Source organism: Methanothermobacter wolfeii (assembly GCF_025397995.1).
GTDB classification, from domain to species: Archaea; Methanobacteriota; Methanobacteria; order Methanobacteriales; family Methanothermobacteraceae; genus Methanothermobacter; species Methanothermobacter wolfei.
The window spans coordinates 941,602-957,947 of record NZ_CP104550.1; the positions used below are offsets into that span (position 1 = coordinate 941,602).

A 16,346-nucleotide genomic window follows, 5' to 3' on the forward strand; every position below is an offset into this window, starting at 1 on the left:
GCATATCATTCTTCCACTCCTTTTAATAATAATCCACGGGTTATAGAAAAAGCAACTAAAGCTGCTAGGAATACTGGAAGGGCATTCAGGGGCGAAAGACCGATTACAAGAATGACCAGTATCGCCAGAGAGAGGGGAACAGGCACAAGTGCAGCAGGGACCGCCACCATCATACATCCCAGTGCCAGTCCAGGGGGTATCTGGGGGAATATCTGATGGATGGCGTTGCCCAGACATGAACCAGCGAAAAGAAGAGAAAATATTGGTCCTCCAATAAAACCAAAGTTCAATGCTCCGCTCAATGCCACCAGTTTGGTAAATGCGAAAACCAGGAGGAGAATGAAACCTATCTCTGCCGCCTGCTCTGTAATAACAGGTATTGTCTCTGTACCTAAACCAAAGGTAGTGGGTACTGCCACGGCCAGTAATCCTATTAAAAACCCGCCAAGGGTGCTGCGTATTACAGGTTTACCCTTCAATGGCATTATGAAGCGTTTAAAAATCTTATTCAGGACTATGAAAATCAGAGCGACAGGAACAGCAAGTATGCCCAGCAATATACTTACTCCCAGGTGCCATATCTCCAGTTTATAAACCGGAGGAGATAAAAGTCCCAGAACATGGGCATAATTGTAATCCTGGAGCACATAGAAAATAGCAAAACCGATCACAGCTGAAATTAAAGCTATGAGTAATGTCCCGTAAAAGACCACTGACTGTTTATGCTTTGATTCCAGCAATACCAGAATCATGACAGAGGGTGATGTAAATAAACCGGACCAGGCCCCGGAAATACTGCTTATAACATTAATCCTTGTCTTTTCAGGATCCAGCTTACGTTTTTCTGAAATCCATGCTCCTGTACCGCCTGCCAGCATACCCGTGGTAACTTCGGGTCCTAAACTGAAACCACCAACCAGTGATATCAGTGATACCATGACAGAGGATGGCACAGGTTCAGGGTCTAAATACCCTCTGTTCAATGCTTCGAAGACATCCATCTCTCCAGCCGGTGTATAACGGTTCAGTATGCCAACCATCAAACCGGCTCCCGTCATGAGAACAACAATCCACGGGGATCCGGAAAAAGGTGAAATATCACCGGTATAGGGCATTATAAAGCTATGACCGACAGTTACAGCAGAAACAAACATCAAAGCACTTAAAGCACCGGTTAAACCTAACACTATCCCCCAGCCCATCTTTTCCCAGTAGGCCCTTGATGAAAGATCAAAATCCCCCTTCATATTTCCCCCTCCACCATATAGTTTATATTTACCACGTTATTTACCTTGTCCCATGGTTTGAATCTCCTCTTTATCTTCGTTAAACTTACCTATAACGAACATATTAAGATACTGAACCATGCCTTCAGCAAACATATTAACATTGGGCCGAACTTCCTCAGCTTTCTGCAGCCACAGAAATATAAACATCAGAACTCCTGTCTAAAGTGCTCCCTCCTTTTTAAGGAGGATTCTCTTAAGTTCGGTTCCGCCCTGATAGCCGCCAGGCGATCCATCACTCCTTATAACACGGTGACATGGTATTATGATGGGGAAGGGATTGGCTGCAAGGGCAGAGCCCGCGCTCCTTGGGCTTCCGCCGGCAGCTTCTGCAAGTTCACCGTAGCTCATGGTGGACCCCCAGGGGATCCCTGAGACAACCCGGAGCACCCTCAGCTGGTAGGGTGTGCAGACTGAAAGATCAACCCGTGAAAGGTCAAACTCAACCATCTCCCCATCAAGTAACCTTTCCATCTTTAATACTGTCTCACGGACAAACTCCGGCACCCCTTCACTTATCCTGTCATCATGGTCCCCTGAGAGTGAAACACCCAGTATCCTCTCACCATCAAATCTTATCACCGCATTAACCAGTGGATGATCCAGCATGATCCTCATTGAAATCAACTCAAACCCCTTAAATATTATGAACATACACTATAATCAAGGTGTGGTTCCATGGAAAAGTATGTGAAGATCTTCGTGGCGGCATCGATTTTCCTGGCCCTCATAGCCCAGCTCTCCGAGTTCAGGGGGGATATCATTAACGTCCTGACCCCCACAGCAAACCTTGCAGCCTTCATCGGGCTTCTGTATGTGAGCATCTATTCAAAGAAGCTCTATCCGAAATTTTTCCCGGCCCTCATCCTCCTCACCTCTGCACAGTTCTTCTCATTCCTTGGTGACCTTACCTGGACCATCATCGAGTCCATCCTGAGACAGAACCCCTACCCCTCAATTGCGGATCTATTCTACCTCCTCTATTATCCTCTCTTTGCAGCTGGTATTTTCCTCATACCCATAAAAAGACAGGTTGAAAGGATCCGGACGGCTGTGGACCTTTCAATAATTGGAGTCAGCACCCTGACGCTCCTGTGGATATTCCTCCTGAAACCCATCATATTCAGTGGTGGAGAATTCACAGAGGTATTCATATCAACCCTGTATGTCATAGGGGATGTACTGGTCCTCTTCATGCTCCTCGAACTTGCCGTAAATAAAATGGGATTCATAAGATCTAGGACGCTTAACCTCTTCATGATAAGCATAGCCGTCCTCCTCCTGGCAGACATAATCTTCACATACACCAGAACAATCGGTATAGACCTGCGGGAACCATGCCTGACATCTGGTGGATGGTAAGTTACCTCATATTAGTCCTTGCAGCCATGGAATTCTTCAAGGAGGACTGGTCAAGGCCAGTTTACAGTCCAGTGAAAGGAAGGATCACGGCATACCTTCCTGAAATCTTTGTCCTCTTATTCTATATCATGACCACAATTGCAATATTTGAAGTGGGTGGTTTCATACTAAGCAAAATAGGATTCGCAGAGGAGGTTATAATTGCGTATGGGCTCATCATACTTCTTTTCACCGGAAGACAGCACCTCTCAATGAAGGAGAACATCAAACTCCTTGAGAATGTTGAATCTAAAAGGAAAACTGCAGAGATGTACCTTGATGTTGCAGGGTCCCTTATAATGGTCCTTGATGAACGGGACCGTGTTAAGCTCATAAACAGGCGGGGCCTTGAGATCCTTGAAGGTGAAAGGGATGAGATAACCGGGAAACACTGGTTCCTCACCTTCGTACCTCCAGAGGATAGAGAATGGCGCCTAAAACTGTATCAGGATCACCTGAAGCAGGGGGATGATAGTTACCGCCTTGAAGGCGACATACTGACCCTTAAAGGCAGAAGAAAGACTGTTTCATGGAATGTGAGGTTCCTCAGGGAAAATGGTGAATTAAGAGGGAGCATAATAGCAGGTGATGATATCACCGATATAAAGAAGGCCAGGGAGGAACTTGAAATAAGTGAAAAACGTTACAGGAGCATATTTGAAGGCGCCCCGGTTCCTATAATATCACTTAACCATGATGGCAGAGTAAGGGACTGTAACAGCGCCACGGAAAGGGTCCTTGAATACAGCGCCGAAGAACTCCAGGGGATGAATATGAAGGATCTCATGCACCCGGATGACCTGAAAGGTGAAACTGAGGGTCTAGGAAGGCTCATCAGCAGGTCGGGTCGTCTCATATACGCGAATATCCGCGTTACAAGTATATGTGATGAGGAAATAGTCATCATTGAAGATCAGACAGAGATAATGGAGTCCCTCAGGGAGAAGGAACTCCTGCTGAGGGAGATCCACCACAGGGTCAAGAACAACCTCCAGATAATATCAAGCCTCCTGAGCATCCAGGAACGTCAGATCGAATCCAGGAAACTCAGGAATATCCTGGCAGAGAGCCGTGACCGTATAAGGTCCATAGCACTCGTCCATGAACACCTCTACCATTCAACAGATCTTTCCACTGTCAGTATACGGGGGTACCTTGAAAACCTCATCTCGAAGATAACACAGGGACAGACCTCTTCAGGTGTTCCGCGGATCCACACAAGCATTGAGGACCTCGAGTTCAACCTTGAGACGAGTCTGCCGGTGGGTTTAATCGTTAATGAACTTGTAAGTAATTCACTGAAACATGCCGAAGCCAGCAACATCTATGTTGAGCTTAAAGGACTGAATGGAGAATTCGAACTGAGGGTCGCTGATGACGGCAGGGGTGTTGAATCACCCGATGTCATCACAGGGTCCAGGAGCATGGGATGGTACCTTATAAGGGCACTTATAGACCAGCTGGACGGTGAGATGGATATTGAAACCGATGGTGGTCTCTCCATCAGGATAAGATTCCATGAACTGAGCTATGAGAAGAGATACTGAGATGAAGGCTGAAGGTGATGTAAAACTCACAAGACCCGTTAAGACCATGATGGGGAGGAGTATTATCAACTATCTTCCAGGAAATGACCCTTACGATAACCCCGCACGGTAGATTTAAACGGGTCCATGACCATTAACCGGTACCTGTCCCGGATCCCGGGACTTCATCCTGTCCGGGTTACGATCCATGGGAATTAACCGGATCTGCACGGGACCACCAGAATACACTACATACCCCTGAGAAACAAATGCGAAGAGGAAAGACTCAGCCCTCCGCATGACCACCAGAATACACTACATACCCCTGAGAAGCAGGCATTATATTAGTTTAATAGTATGGAGGAGCCAGAGGATGAGTGAACTTGAAGATGAAATTGAAATCCTGAAGGGTGAGATAAGGAAGAGGGATAAAATCATAGATGACCTCAGGCTGGAACTTGCAGAATGCAGGGGTCGTGTTAAGGAGCTCAGATCCGAAAACCGTTCTCTGCAGGATGAGGTTAACCGTCTCACCGTACTGAAACTTGACCTTAAATTGAGGGATGTTCAGAGGCTTGAGGATGAGAACAACCGCCTTGAACACAGGATAGAAATCACCAAGGGACTCCTTGATGAGGCCAGGGAACGTCTTGATGTCCTTGAAAGGGTTGTTGAGGAATTCCGGTGCCAGGGCTTCGCCGACAGGGTTAGGGGCAGAAAGCCTGAAAGCCTTATCTACTATGATGAAAGGTTCAGAAAATAGACCTGGCTGATCAATTTAAATCAGCATCCATTCAGTTCTGAACAATTTCCTATTTTTCCCCCTATGAGCCAAAATATATATGTAATAATCACCATATATTTTTTATCAAATGCCTGGAGTGATTCTATGGAACCATATGGCGGGGGAGACGGCCGTGTAAGGTGGGTTACACCTGAATGGCTCATGGATAACATGGATGAGGTTAAAATTGTTGACTGCCAGCCAAACATCCATGACTACATATTTGAACACATCCCTGGAGCAGTATACCTTAACGAGGGCCTCTTCCGGGAGCCCCGGGGCATGGCGCCTGCAATGTACATCCCTGAAGGAGCCGTTGAACTGATATTCCATCAGGCAGGCATTGAAGACCTGCCCACGGTTGTGTACACCGGACCCGGTGAGGTCAAGGGGTGGGGTGATGGCCTTGAGCAGACAATGCTGGCCTACAGTCTTGCAAGGTTCGGCCACCGTAACGTCCTTGTACTAAACGGGGGGCTCCCTGAGTGGAAGAAGGCCGGTGGTGATGTGACAAAGGTGTTCCCTGAGGTTGAGGAGTCAGACTTCTCTGCAGAGACACAGAAGGACTTCTACATTGAATACCCTGAATTCAAGAAAATAAAGGACCATGATGACGTGCTTGTCCTGGACGCCCGGCCAAGGGAGGTCTATGAGGGGCAGGGTCCATGGATAAAACCAGGACACATCCCTGGAGCGGTTAACCTCCCATGGGCGTCCCTAATGGATGATGAGAATAAAACCCTCCTTAAACCTGAAGAGGAGATACTTGAACTCCTGGAGGCTGCAGGAGCATCAGAGGATAAGACCATAATCTGCAGCTGTGGAACCGGGAGGGAGGCAACCAATGAATTCATACTCTTCAAATGGTATCTTGGCTACCCTGATGTCAGGATATATGAGGGTTCATTCACCGAGTGGACCCAGATAGAGGACAACCCAACGGTAACTGGTCCTGACCCCTACTGAAGCAAATATAAAAACGGCGATTTACGGACACACACCCCTGCCACAGACACCGGACTAACCATCTCCAAACAGGGTGCTGCCTGTTAAAAAATTATTAATTTTTTCTGAAATCTGTCCTGAGCTCTGAGCCTGCGAATAAAAGCACGATGAATGCTGCTGCTACATTAAGGATCATCAGGAAGACTCCGCCGGCAATGGTTGTCTGTACCGGGAAGAGGAAGTATGAGAGGTTTCCTGTGGTATGGATGATCAGAACTGCCAGTATACTCTCGGTTGAATTGTAGACCCATGCATATATTATGGATGCCGAGATTATCAGGATCATGAAGCTCCAGAAGGGGACCTGTGACTGTATACTTCCCTGTATGAAGAAGAGGGGTATGTGCCAGAGGCCCCATATGAAACCGAGTATGATGGCGGCGTAGACCGGTGAATATTTCCTCTGAAGTCCCGGGAGAGCATAGCCCCTCCAGCCGAACTCCTCCTGTAGCGGACCTCCAAGGAAGAATATGTAAAGGAAGGCCAGGGGGATGATCCATGGCTGGGAGACCCAGTAAAGGGATGGTGGAGCGTCCCCCCAGAGGACGCCGAGGAATGCTGATAGTCCCGTGATGAGTGGGAACAAGAAGAGGATTATAATCCACCAGAAACCATGGAAATCCCTTTTAAAACCCTTCCTGAGGAGGCTTAGAAGTTCATCCCTTCCGCCGTAGAGGAAGGTTAAAAGGATTGCTGCAAGTGTCGGTCCGAAGGCTGCAGGGTTGTAGGGACCTTTCAGGAAGGCGTCCACCGGTCCTGTGAAACTGAAGCCCGCAGATATCAGTGCAACTGGTATCCAGAGTATCCATGAAAAGACAAATGCTATTATGAAAAAGGCTGAAAGCTTCTCCTGCTTCATATTATCATCCTTATCATATCGGTCAGCAAAGAGGTGCATCCCCTCCATCATCATATCAATCAACAAAGGCAAAGAGGATACATCATCTCATCCTCAAAGACTATACACATGATAGGTTCAGCTGAAATGACATTTATATTTTCACCCATTAAAGTAAATGTCAGCCTGAAGAATATTAAAATCCTCCTATCCCCTGCATTGAACTCAGCAGGACAGGTTGCAGAGATACTCCTCATATACACCGCTACTCCAAGTGACTGTTTGCCATCAATCCTCTGATACTCCCCATATAACCACCCTTAAGACCCGACCCCCTGTTATCACCCGGTGACTCTGGATGTAATGTTTTTTCATCCCGGTCACCATCGATCCCATCCACCCTCAAGCTGATTTAACTCCTATTTTCCAGGGTTTCTAAGGCCGGATAAGAATTCCCTGAAGGGCCTCTTACCCAGAAGCCGGATAAAGGTAACGGCAGGTATAAATGGCCTTACCTCAACTTCAACATCGATACTTCCAGTTACATCATCATGAAAAAAATCTGGTTCAGATGTTATTTCAATTTTCCCTGATCCCCCTGTAATGGCTCCAATGGACCACAGGTACCCGTTTATCATGGCCGTGTCAGCAGCGTCCCCCAGCCCCAGTTTAAGATGGACCCTGAGAAAGACCAGGTTAACCGATGATATGACCCTCCCTGTGAGGTGCAGAATCTGACCCCTTGCACCCAGGAGCCTTGATGTGAAATCCCTCATGGCCTTAATATCAGGGGCCTGCCTTTTTCCAGCCCCACCAGCAGCATCAGGACCGAGCCTCTTCCTGAAGAACCTTAAATTCCATACTCCCACCTGAAGTGTTAGGAATGTTCCCTCACCATCCCTTAAACCGGTGAGTCTGATCCTGTAGGGTAAGAGGAGGAGGACTATGATGAGGACTGCCAGGAGGGCCAGTGAAGTGAAAATCCACCAGATCACTCTTTCAAAAATGTTAATCCCTCATAGGCGCTTCAGGGGCATGAAATCAGATTTCCCGTGGCTTCTGGATTCATTCCTCAGATGATTCCTCAGATTTCTTATTATCTGAGAGTTCCTTTATAACCTCTGTAACTGTGGATCCCAGTTCCTGTATGATTCTGCCGGTGCCTGCGGATCTGAGGTCGATGACACGTACACCATCGGGGCCCCTGACATCCTTCAGTATGACAATGACCGCGATGGGTTCAACGCCTGCAGCTGCTCCAGCACCGCTTCCAGCGCCTCCTTCAGAGGAAGAAGACCTTCCTTCACCCATACCTGCCCCGAAACCGACACCCATCTTCATTACAGGGATGAGAATTTTATCCTCTGTCTCAAGGGGTTCTCCAACAAGGTTCTTCACATCAAGGAGCCTTCTCAGCTCCTCAACTGTAGTTTTAATCGGTTCTTCAATTTTCATTTAAATCACACCATAATTTATGTTTATCCAGGTATATCCACTTTGGCACTGAAAATTATTCAAAAGGGTTTTATTATAATTGCATCATACCATAACTGGAGGTGTTTATTATGGACAGTAAGATTGCTATCCTGGCCCTTGTGGTGGTTGTTGCTGCTGCAGCCGGCGCCTACCTCCTCTCAGGGCCAGGTGAAACAGCAGACAACCAGACAGCTGAAAACGGGACGCGGGTTAATAAAACAATAGGTGCGGCTAAACTCGTCGCAACACAGAGCGGACCTGAAAGTGCAGAGCCAGGGACAAATGTCACCATAACCTGCAGGATAAAGAATACAGGAAGCGGGCCAGCCAGGAAGATTGAGGTCTCATCCCAGGACTTTGATAAATCCTTTGAAATTATCGAGGCCGGCGATGAGGTTGAATTCCAGGCCCTAATATACATACCCACCGAAGAGGAGATCAAGATGGACTTCGGTGATGATGCAACACTCTCAAACCCATTCTTTATAGGAGGATTTGGTGTTCAGTACACCGATGTAACAGGAAAACACTCAATAACAGCCAATTCAATAGAAATCAAACTGATAGGGGTCCCTCCAAGTCCATGAACCCCTATCCAATTTTTAAAAGATAATAAAAGTACACTATCCCCTTCTTTTAACAGGGATCTGGACCTCTGTTAAAAGTTCGGATTCATCAACCTCCATGGGACTGTTGAGGTAAACCTCGGTGACGGGTCCTGTGATCTCATAGCTGTTCTGGAGGGCATGCTCAACTATCCCCTGTATAACAGGGCCGACCTCAGTGTAGGGTCCCTGGTGAAGGGCTGCCAGAACTATCATTGGCGGTAACTCCTTTATTTTTATGTTCCCCTCAGGTTCTGCTTCACCCGCAAAGGAGACACCTATCTCATACCTGAGTTCCTCCTCACTGACCTCATCAGGACTGTTATAGTAGGTCCCGTAGACCCTGCCGGTCATCTGAAGCCCCTTCCCTATAACCCATCCTGCAACTTCCTCAATGTACTCCGGGATGCGTTCGTAGCTTCCCCTGCACTTCCTGAAGGCCACCTTCACTCCTTCAACCATCTTTTCAGTTATATCCATAAAAACCTCCCCATTTTTTATTATCAGGGTGAAATTATAAAAATCTATCTATCCATTAACCAAAAAAACAGGCAGCCCCGCAAAAAACCTTCATCTCATCACGAACCGAAAATTAAAAGGAGCACTCTCCTCATAGAGGAGTGTTTCGCCGATTCTGGGATTACCTAAACCCTCAGGAGTATAACTCCCAGTACAACAAGGACAAGTCCACCTGCCTTCATGGCCGTTAACCTCTCCCCCAGGAAGAAGAGTGCTATTATAAATGTGAAGACAGGGAATGATGCCACAGGGGCACCACTATTGATGCTTCACCCGACTTGAGGGCATAGTAATAGAAGAGCTGGCCCAGGAGGGCTGCAGATATCCCATCAAGGGCCAGGAAAACCCAGCCCCTGGGGGTTACCTCCGAGAGCATATCAGGACCTCCCATCAGCATCACCCAGAAGAGCATGACACACGTTATAACCGAACTCCTTATCGTGAGGGCCACGCCAGGGTTAACACCCTCAAGACCCATCTTGCTGAATACAGGGGCCACTCCAAAGAGGAAGGCTGCCAGAAGGGCGAATATGTAGTAATTCACAGTCACACCTCACCACTTAGATAACATAGGGGCCATATCCTTTTTATAAACACGATCTTATATAAAAACTGAAAGGTGAAAAATCATGATACTCATCGTTGGTGGAGCAGGATATATAGGGTCACATGTAAACAAGTTTCTATCATCCATGGGCTACGAGACCGTTGTCCTTGATAATCTGAGCAGGGGGCACAGGGAATTCGTCAAATGGGGGCGGCTGGTGGAGGGCGACCTTGGAGACAGATCCCTGCTTGACAGGGTCTTCAGGGAATACGATGTTGATGCTGTCATGCACTTCGCGGCCTTTACAGATGTTGGTGAATCCGTTAGAGACCCGGGGGCATACTACAGGAACAACGTCATGAACACCATGAACCTCCTTGACTCCATGATGGAGAACGGTGTGTCCGGCTTCGTGTTCTCATCTACCTGTGCCGTCTACGGGAACCCCATTGAGATTCCCATAACAGAGGAACACCCCCTGAACCCCATAAGCCCCTACGGGAGATCCAAACTCATGGTTGAGGAGATACTCAGGGACTACCATGAAGCCTACGGCCTGAACTACGTCTCCCTCCGCTACTTCAATGCCGCAGGCGCCGACCCTGAGGGTGATGTGGGTGAACTCCATGACCCTGAAACCCACCTCATACCCCTAGTCCTTGACGCTGCCATGGGCAGGAGGGAGTCCGTTAAAATCTTCGGCACAGATTACCCCACACCTGACGGGACCTGTATAAGGGACTACATACACGTCATGGACCTGGCCGATGCCCACTGCCGGGCCCTTGAATACCTGGAAAGGGAAGAAAAGGGGGTATTCAACCTGGGTAACGGCAGGGGCTTCTCTGTCAGGGAGGTTATAGAGGCATGCCAGAAAGTTACAGGTGAGGAAATAAAGGTCGTTGAGGATGATCGAAGACCCGGGGATCCGCCTGAACTCATAGGAAGCTCCGTGAAGGCCGGGAAGGTCCTTGGGTGGAAACCCGAATTCAGAAAACTTGAGAGGATCATCGAAACCGCCTGGGCCTGGCACAGTAGCAGGAACCGATGAAGTAACGATAAAAATGTTTACTCAGAGAAAACAGCACCCCAACCATCTGCTGCCAGAGAACATCCATCGCAGCAAAAATCCTCTTTTTTCTGCCAGAAATTGATCACCTACCTGAGCAAAAAAACATTACCATATGGGTCAATAATAGGTACATGGAAATTCTGAATATATAAAAACTGCTAGAATAGGGGTGATGACATTGAATGTTACCGTAACAGGGGATATAACCGTTGACTGGATCCAGTGGCCGGTCAAAGAGGATGCCGATGTTTCCAGGTTCAACTGGAAGAGTCACCTGGGATTCAAAAGAAAAGCCCTCAGGGGAGGAGCTCTTCTTCTTGCAGACATGCTGAGTACGTCCCTGAGGGTTAATCATCCAGAACTGGAGGTTGAACCTGAAAATACAGATCCATCGGAGTTTATACATTCATTCGCAGAACTTGAGGATTCAGGTAAAGGCTATCATGTGAAGCGTTTCCTAGGTTACACTGGACCTGAAGATGGCCTTCCAGGGATGCCATTTAAATTCAGGGACTCTGAAGCAGATGTCCTTGTGATTGATGATGCAGGGAATGGTTTCCGGGAAATGAATGATAAATGGCCCTCTTCATTAAGGAACGAAGAAACCCTCATAGTACTCAAGATGTCATCACCCCTCTTCACAGGGAGCCTCTGGCGTTACCTCGCTGAGAATCACAGGGAAACCTTATAACGATCGTGACCGTGGATGACCTGCGGGAGTTCGGTGCAAACATAAGCAGAAGGCTGTCATGGGAGAAGACAGCAGAGGATTTCATGTGGCAGATGAACAACAACCCAGCCATGGCAGATCTAAGGGACCTTAACATGGTCGTGAGGATAGGACTTGAAGGTGCGGTGCACTACAGTGGGGGTGATGCGCGCTTATTCTACCACCCGCACCTCTTTGAGGGGAATCTGTTTGAAAGGTCCCCTGGAAAAATGCAGGGCTATGGCTGTGCATTCACCGCGGGTTTCACAGAGTCAATATGTAGGGGCCATGACATTGATGATGCCGTACGGAGCGGGATGACGGCATCAATGAACCTCCACCGGAAGGGATTCACACGAAAACCCGATTATCCCCTGAACATATTCAAGGCAGGGGACATTTCATGGATAGGATCCGTTAAGATACCCCACCAGGGCAGGGATCTCTGGACAATCGCGGATTCTCCACCGATATTTGACATAGAATCAGTTTCCAGGCACATTGTTATCAACGGTTACAGGCAGAGGAGATGTCCGCTTCCAATAGCACACTTTGGAAAACTTATAACCGCTGATCGGACAGAAATTGAGGGCTATCAGAGCATAAGGAACCTTATGATTGAGTACCTTAAGACTGAGAATCCTGAAAGGCCCCTGTGCATCGGAGTATTCGGACCGCCCGGTGCAGGTAAATCATTTGCAGTGAAACAGCTGGCTGCAAGTGTTGACCCTGAAAGGATCGAGCACTTGAACTTCAACATATCACAGTTCAGGGACGAGGAAGACCTTATTGATGCATTTCATCAGATAAGGGACGCTGTCCTTCAGGGTAAAATAGCCCAGGCATTTTTTGATGAATTTGATTCTCCCCTGGGTGATAAGAAGCTTGGATGGATACGTTACTTCCTTGCCCCGATGCAGGACGGGGAGTTCAGGGAAGGCGACAGCATGCACCCCCTGGGAAAATCCATACTTATATTTGCAGGGGGGACAAACAGCACATTCCAGGAGTTTGAATCCCAGGACCCTGATATCCTGAGGGAAGCCAAGGTCCGTGACTTCATAAGCCGACTCAGGGGATACGTGAACATTATCGGACCGGACCCCCAGCACCGCCGTGATAAATTCTTCATGCTGCGCAGGGCCATACTACTCAGGTCAATGTTTGAGAGAAAAACTCCCCACCTCTTTGATGCAAGGGGACGTCTCAGGATAGACAGGGAAGTTTTAAACGCCTTCCTAAAGATACCAGAGTACAGGCACGGTGTGCGGTCCATGGAGGCGATACTTGATATGAGTATCCTCCAGGATGTTAAAAGGTTCGAAAAGTCATCCCTGCCACCTGCGGGTCAGCTTGATCTGCACGTGGATGGTGAGCTTTTCCATAGGATGGTCATGGAAAATTAGGTGATAAATTGGAGAGAAGACGGATTATAAAGCCTGAAAACTACATTAACAGGCTTAAAAACATGCAGAGGATGGCAGAGGACTTCGCTGAAGCCGGAGATGTTAAAAAAACCGCCGACACCCTTTTCAGGATCGGCAGGGAGTACCACAAGCTTAAGAAAATAGGGTTTGCCCTTGAAAACTATGAGAACGCCCTTGAACTCTACAGGGAAGAGGGGGACCCTATGGAGGCCCATGTTTCACTGTGCATTGGAAGGGCCTATGAAATGGAGGGGAGGCTCAGGAAGGCCCACTGGTTCTATAATATGGCTGCATCCAGGTTCAGGAGGATGAATGACATTAAAAATGAGTCAGAAGCTATTATTAGAAGTGCTAAGGTCCTTGAAAAGCTTGGGAAACATGATGAAGCCCTTGAGGCCTACCAGTACTATAACAGGATCTGCATGAAGACACAGGATAAGGTCAGGGCCCTTGTAACCTACGCCAAGATAAGGGACCTTGAGGAGCAGCTTTCATCTGAAATTATAAGATACAATACATCGGTTCTGCTGCTTTATCTGGCATTAATCATACTCGCAGAGTATTTAACATCATTCATCAGCTTCAAGGCTGGCCTTGTACTCCATACCGGACTTCTATTTGCCCTCTTCATCCATTCATCCCTCTCAAAGAAGAGGATGAGGGTTCTTCTTGCCGCCATGATGATGCTCCCCCTCATAAGGATCATAGGTCTTTCAATGCCCCTTGGAGCGGTGAAACACCTCTACTGGTACATCATCATAGCATTGCCCCTCTTTGCTGCATCGGGGGCCCTCATGAGGATTCAGAAACTTACAATGGATGAGGTTGGGTTAAACCTGAGGAAGCTGCGATGGCAGGTGCCAGTTGCACTTACAGGGTTCCCCATGGGTTATATTGAATACCAGATACTGAGACCCGATGCCCTCATACCATCCCTCAGCCCGGTCAACTTCCTCACGGGTTTTCTTGTGATGCTGATAGGGACCGGATTTGCAGAGGAGCTCCTCTTCAGGGGTATACTTCAGAGGAATGCTGAGAAGGTCATGGGGCCGCTGCCTGGGCTTCTGTATGCATCACTGTTATTCACAGCCCTTCACGTCGGCTGGAAGTCCGGTTACGACCTTATATTTGTCTTCAGTGTGGCCATTGTTTATGGTTTCGCTTTCCAGAGAACCGACAGCATATCCGGTATAACAGTTTCCCACGGGATATCAAACTCTATTCTGTTCCTTGTGATGCCTTTCCTCTAGATGGCCGGGAGATGCAAAATCAGGTGGAGGATGGTAATGGGAAGAGATACAAAACTCAACCATGGAAAAGAAAAAAAACCATTGAAGGTTGATCAATAAAATTTTTTCAGTACCTGCATGAGGTCCTCAAGATACTCCATGAGTTCTGGCCTTATATCATCATCAAGGAGTGCGAATTCTAGGGATGTTTTGAGCCAGTCAACCTTGTTACCTATATCATAGGTCCTGCCCCTGAAAACGCATCCATAAACCCTATCAAGACACCTCATGGCGTCTGTCAGCTGTATCTCCCCTCCAAAACCTGGAGGTATATTCTTTATATGATCAAAAATTTCGCTTTCAAGGACGTATCTCCCCATTATCGCAAGGTTTGATGGCGCCTCACTGACGGCCGGTTTCTCAACCATGTCCCTTATACTGTAGAGGTTTCCGCCCAGGTGCTCTGCATCGATTATACCGTACCTTTCAACCCTGTCACGTGGTACCTCCTCAACTGCAATCGCAGAGGCACCATGTTTCTCATAGATGTCCATTAACTGGCGTGTGCAGGGTGTTTCCGCCGAGGTTATGGTATCACCCAGGAGGACTGCGAAGGCATCCTCGCCGTCTATATGTTTCCTTGCACAGTATATTGCATCACCCAGGCCCTTCTGTTCCTTCTGGCGGACAAAGTAGATGTCTGCCAGTTCAGATATTGCCTCTATCTCGTCAAGGTATTCTGTCTTGTTGTTCTTCCTAAGGAAGTATTCAAGTTCAAAGGAACGGTCAAAGTGGTCCTCAATTGACCTTTTACCCTTACCGGTTATTATCAGGATATCATCTATACCTGAAGCCACTGCCTCCTCTACAACGTACTGTATTGTGGGTTTGTCAAATACGGGTAGCATCTCCTTGGGCTGTGCCTTGGTTACAGGGAGAAAACGGGTTCCCAGGCCAGCTGCTGGTATAACTGCCTTCATAAAAAACCTCCTTATACTTAAAAAAAAAATAAAAAGTTTTTTTAACCACCTGCTGCGAGACTGCATAGGACTGGAGGTGTGAGCTGCGTTATCGTGACTGTTCCATCGGGATTTACTGTTATCAGTAACTCAACATAGATTGACTGTATCCCCTTGAGGAACTCCGCCCCCTTAGCAGGGTCCTGGGTCGTGTTAATCTGGTCTGAAGTTATACTTGAGAGTGGATAGAATTCATGGGATGCTGTAAGCAGATATGCCCTGGTTTCATCCATGAGTTTGTCTGCTGTTCCCCCATGGACGGTCATGTTGAGTGTTGCATTCCCTGTGCCGTTTCCATGTGGGTCGCACCACATCTTCATTGTGAAGCTTGTTCCTGATGGCAGTGACCCATTATAGCCGAGCTCCTTTGAAATATCCATCTGGACCTTACCGCCGGGCTGGATCCATGAATCAGCGTAGATGTTTGTAAGGGTCCCGTCAGCCTTTGAAACATTCTCTATGACCATCACCGCATGGATCTGATGGTCGGCTGCATGGTTATCAATTGCAAGGAGGGTGTCTCCTGCCGTCACTGTACCTGTATTTGCTGGCTGTCTCATCATGAAAGCCGCGGCACCCACAATGATAAGGATGGCGACTATCACCAATATTATAGCGTTCCTGTTCATCATAATCCTCCTAGACAATTGTAAGAACCCTGTAGATGACGATGGCTGCGAAGACTATTAGCAACGGTAGAATGGCTATATTCGAACCTGAAACCAGAGCCCTTATCCTTTCGCTTCCTGTTTCATCGGAGCCCAGAACCTCCTTCACAGCAAGGAACCCTATAAGGGCAAGCACTGCTATTATACTGTATGTCATGACATCTGCAGTCGTCACGGTGGTGGTTGTTGTCGTTGTAACTGTTGAAATCATGTCTAACCTCCAGTTACATCTTCT

18 protein-coding genes and 1 pseudogene are annotated in these 16,346 nt (G+C 47.7%); 9 read left to right on the top strand and 10 right to left on the bottom strand.

The window, feature by feature from the left end:
* Positions 1-5 precede the first annotated feature (5 nt).
* Both N5910_RS05065 and N5910_RS05070 read right to left on the bottom strand, forming a co-directional pair.
* Entirely contained in the window at positions 6-1,247 is a 1,242-nt protein-coding gene (locus N5910_RS05065) for a chloride channel protein (RefSeq protein ID WP_261599366.1), read from the bottom strand.
* A gap of 201 nt (positions 1,248-1,448) precedes the next feature.
* Positions 1,449-1,904, bottom strand: a complete 456-nt coding sequence (locus tag N5910_RS05070; RefSeq protein ID WP_238337836.1) for a methylated-DNA--[protein]-cysteine S-methyltransferase — start codon at positions 1,902-1,904, stop codon at positions 1,449-1,451.
* 60 nt (positions 1,905-1,964) lie between these two features.
* Here N5910_RS05070 and N5910_RS05075 point away from each other — a divergent pair, with 60 nt between their 5' ends.
* The 4 genes from N5910_RS05075 to N5910_RS05090 all read left to right on the top strand — a co-directional run bounded on the left by N5910_RS05075 (position 1,965) and on the right by N5910_RS05090 (position 5,963).
* Positions 1,965-2,648 (top strand): hypothetical protein, encoded by a 684-nt coding sequence (locus N5910_RS05075; protein ID WP_238337837.1) that lies wholly within the window; start codon positions 1,965-1,967, stop codon positions 2,646-2,648.
* Positions 2,642-4,234, top strand: coding sequence for a sensor histidine kinase (locus tag N5910_RS05080; RefSeq protein ID WP_261599367.1), 1,593 nt, complete (start codon positions 2,642-2,644; stop codon positions 4,232-4,234). Before N5910_RS05075 ends, N5910_RS05080 begins: the two co-directional genes overlap by 7 nt.
* 352 nt (positions 4,235-4,586) lie before the next feature.
* On the top strand, positions 4,587-4,976 hold the full coding sequence (locus tag N5910_RS05085; RefSeq protein ID WP_074359004.1) for a hypothetical protein: 390 nt from the start codon (positions 4,587-4,589) through the stop codon (positions 4,974-4,976).
* A 126-nt stretch (positions 4,977-5,102) separates the two neighbouring features.
* Positions 5,103-5,963: a sulfurtransferase gene (locus N5910_RS05090; RefSeq protein WP_191215990.1), complete on the top strand. Its 861-nt coding sequence runs from the start codon at positions 5,103-5,105 to the stop codon at positions 5,961-5,963.
* 94 nt (positions 5,964-6,057) lie between these two features.
* On the opposite strand, the gene N5910_RS05095 is transcribed toward N5910_RS05090, so the two are convergent.
* The 3 genes from N5910_RS05095 to N5910_RS05105 form a co-directional block, all read right to left on the bottom strand.
* Entirely contained in the window at positions 6,058-6,915 is an 858-nt protein-coding gene (locus N5910_RS05095; RefSeq protein ID WP_261599883.1) for a type II CAAX endopeptidase family protein, read from the bottom strand.
* Between the two features lie 344 nt (positions 6,916-7,259).
* On the bottom strand, positions 7,260-7,835 hold the full coding sequence (locus N5910_RS05100; protein WP_074359009.1) for a DUF2953 domain-containing protein: 576 nt from the start codon (positions 7,833-7,835) through the stop codon (positions 7,260-7,262).
* Between the two features lie 70 nt (positions 7,836-7,905).
* Entirely contained in the window at positions 7,906-8,295 is a 390-nt protein-coding gene (locus N5910_RS05105; RefSeq protein WP_074359010.1) for a GerW family sporulation protein, read from the bottom strand.
* 110 nt (positions 8,296-8,405) lie between these two features.
* Here N5910_RS05105 and N5910_RS05110 point away from each other — a divergent pair, with 110 nt between their 5' ends.
* Positions 8,406-8,903: a hypothetical protein gene (locus N5910_RS05110; protein ID WP_074359011.1), complete on the top strand. Its 498-nt coding sequence runs from the start codon at positions 8,406-8,408 to the stop codon at positions 8,901-8,903.
* Positions 8,904-8,939: 36 nt separating this feature from the next.
* Here N5910_RS05110 and N5910_RS05115 read toward each other — a convergent pair whose 3' ends face one another.
* Together N5910_RS05115 and N5910_RS09510 are read right to left on the bottom strand one after the other, a co-directional pair.
* The gene (locus N5910_RS05115; RefSeq protein WP_074359012.1) at positions 8,940-9,401 is read right to left on the bottom strand and encodes an AraC family transcriptional regulator; all 462 of its coding nucleotides are present in this window, start codon (positions 9,399-9,401) and stop codon (positions 8,940-8,942) included.
* A gap of 164 nt (positions 9,402-9,565) precedes the next feature.
* Positions 9,566-9,918: pseudogene (locus N5910_RS09510) on the bottom strand (EamA family transporter).
* A gap of 151 nt (positions 9,919-10,069) precedes the next feature.
* On the opposite strand from N5910_RS09510, the gene galE reads away from it, so the two are divergent.
* The 4 genes from galE to N5910_RS05145 all read left to right on the top strand — a co-directional run bounded on the left by galE (position 10,070) and on the right by N5910_RS05145 (position 14,445).
* A complete protein-coding gene (gene galE / locus N5910_RS05130; RefSeq protein ID WP_261599368.1) occupies positions 10,070-11,038 on the top strand; it encodes a UDP-glucose 4-epimerase GalE in 969 nt (322 codons plus the stop codon).
* A 193-nt stretch (positions 11,039-11,231) separates the two neighbouring features.
* Positions 11,232-11,750: a hypothetical protein gene (locus N5910_RS05135; protein WP_261599369.1), complete on the top strand. Its 519-nt coding sequence runs from the start codon at positions 11,232-11,234 to the stop codon at positions 11,748-11,750.
* Positions 11,751-11,761: 11 nt separating this feature from the next.
* Entirely contained in the window at positions 11,762-13,174 is a 1,413-nt protein-coding gene (locus tag N5910_RS05140) for a KAP family NTPase (RefSeq protein ID WP_261599370.1), read from the top strand.
* A gap of 8 nt (positions 13,175-13,182) precedes the next feature.
* Positions 13,183-14,445 (top strand): CPBP family intramembrane glutamic endopeptidase, encoded by a 1,263-nt coding sequence (locus N5910_RS05145; RefSeq protein WP_261599371.1) that lies wholly within the window; start codon positions 13,183-13,185, stop codon positions 14,443-14,445.
* A 92-nt stretch (positions 14,446-14,537) separates the two neighbouring features.
* Here N5910_RS05145 and galU read toward each other — a convergent pair whose 3' ends face one another.
* The 3 genes from galU to N5910_RS05160 are packed head-to-tail and all read right to left on the bottom strand — an operon-like array spanning position 14,538 to position 16,322.
* The gene (gene galU, locus N5910_RS05150) at positions 14,538-15,404 is read right to left on the bottom strand and encodes a UTP--glucose-1-phosphate uridylyltransferase GalU (RefSeq protein ID WP_261599372.1); all 867 of its coding nucleotides are present in this window, start codon (positions 15,402-15,404) and stop codon (positions 14,538-14,540) included.
* Positions 15,405-15,445: 41 nt separating this feature from the next.
* Positions 15,446-16,090: a hypothetical protein gene (locus N5910_RS05155; protein ID WP_238337841.1), complete on the bottom strand. Its 645-nt coding sequence runs from the start codon at positions 16,088-16,090 to the stop codon at positions 15,446-15,448.
* The gene (locus tag N5910_RS05160; protein WP_074359018.1) at positions 16,083-16,322 is read right to left on the bottom strand and encodes a hypothetical protein; all 240 of its coding nucleotides are present in this window, start codon (positions 16,320-16,322) and stop codon (positions 16,083-16,085) included. The genes N5910_RS05155 and N5910_RS05160 overlap by 8 nt, the downstream gene beginning before the upstream one ends.
* Positions 16,323-16,346: the final 24 nt, after the last annotated feature.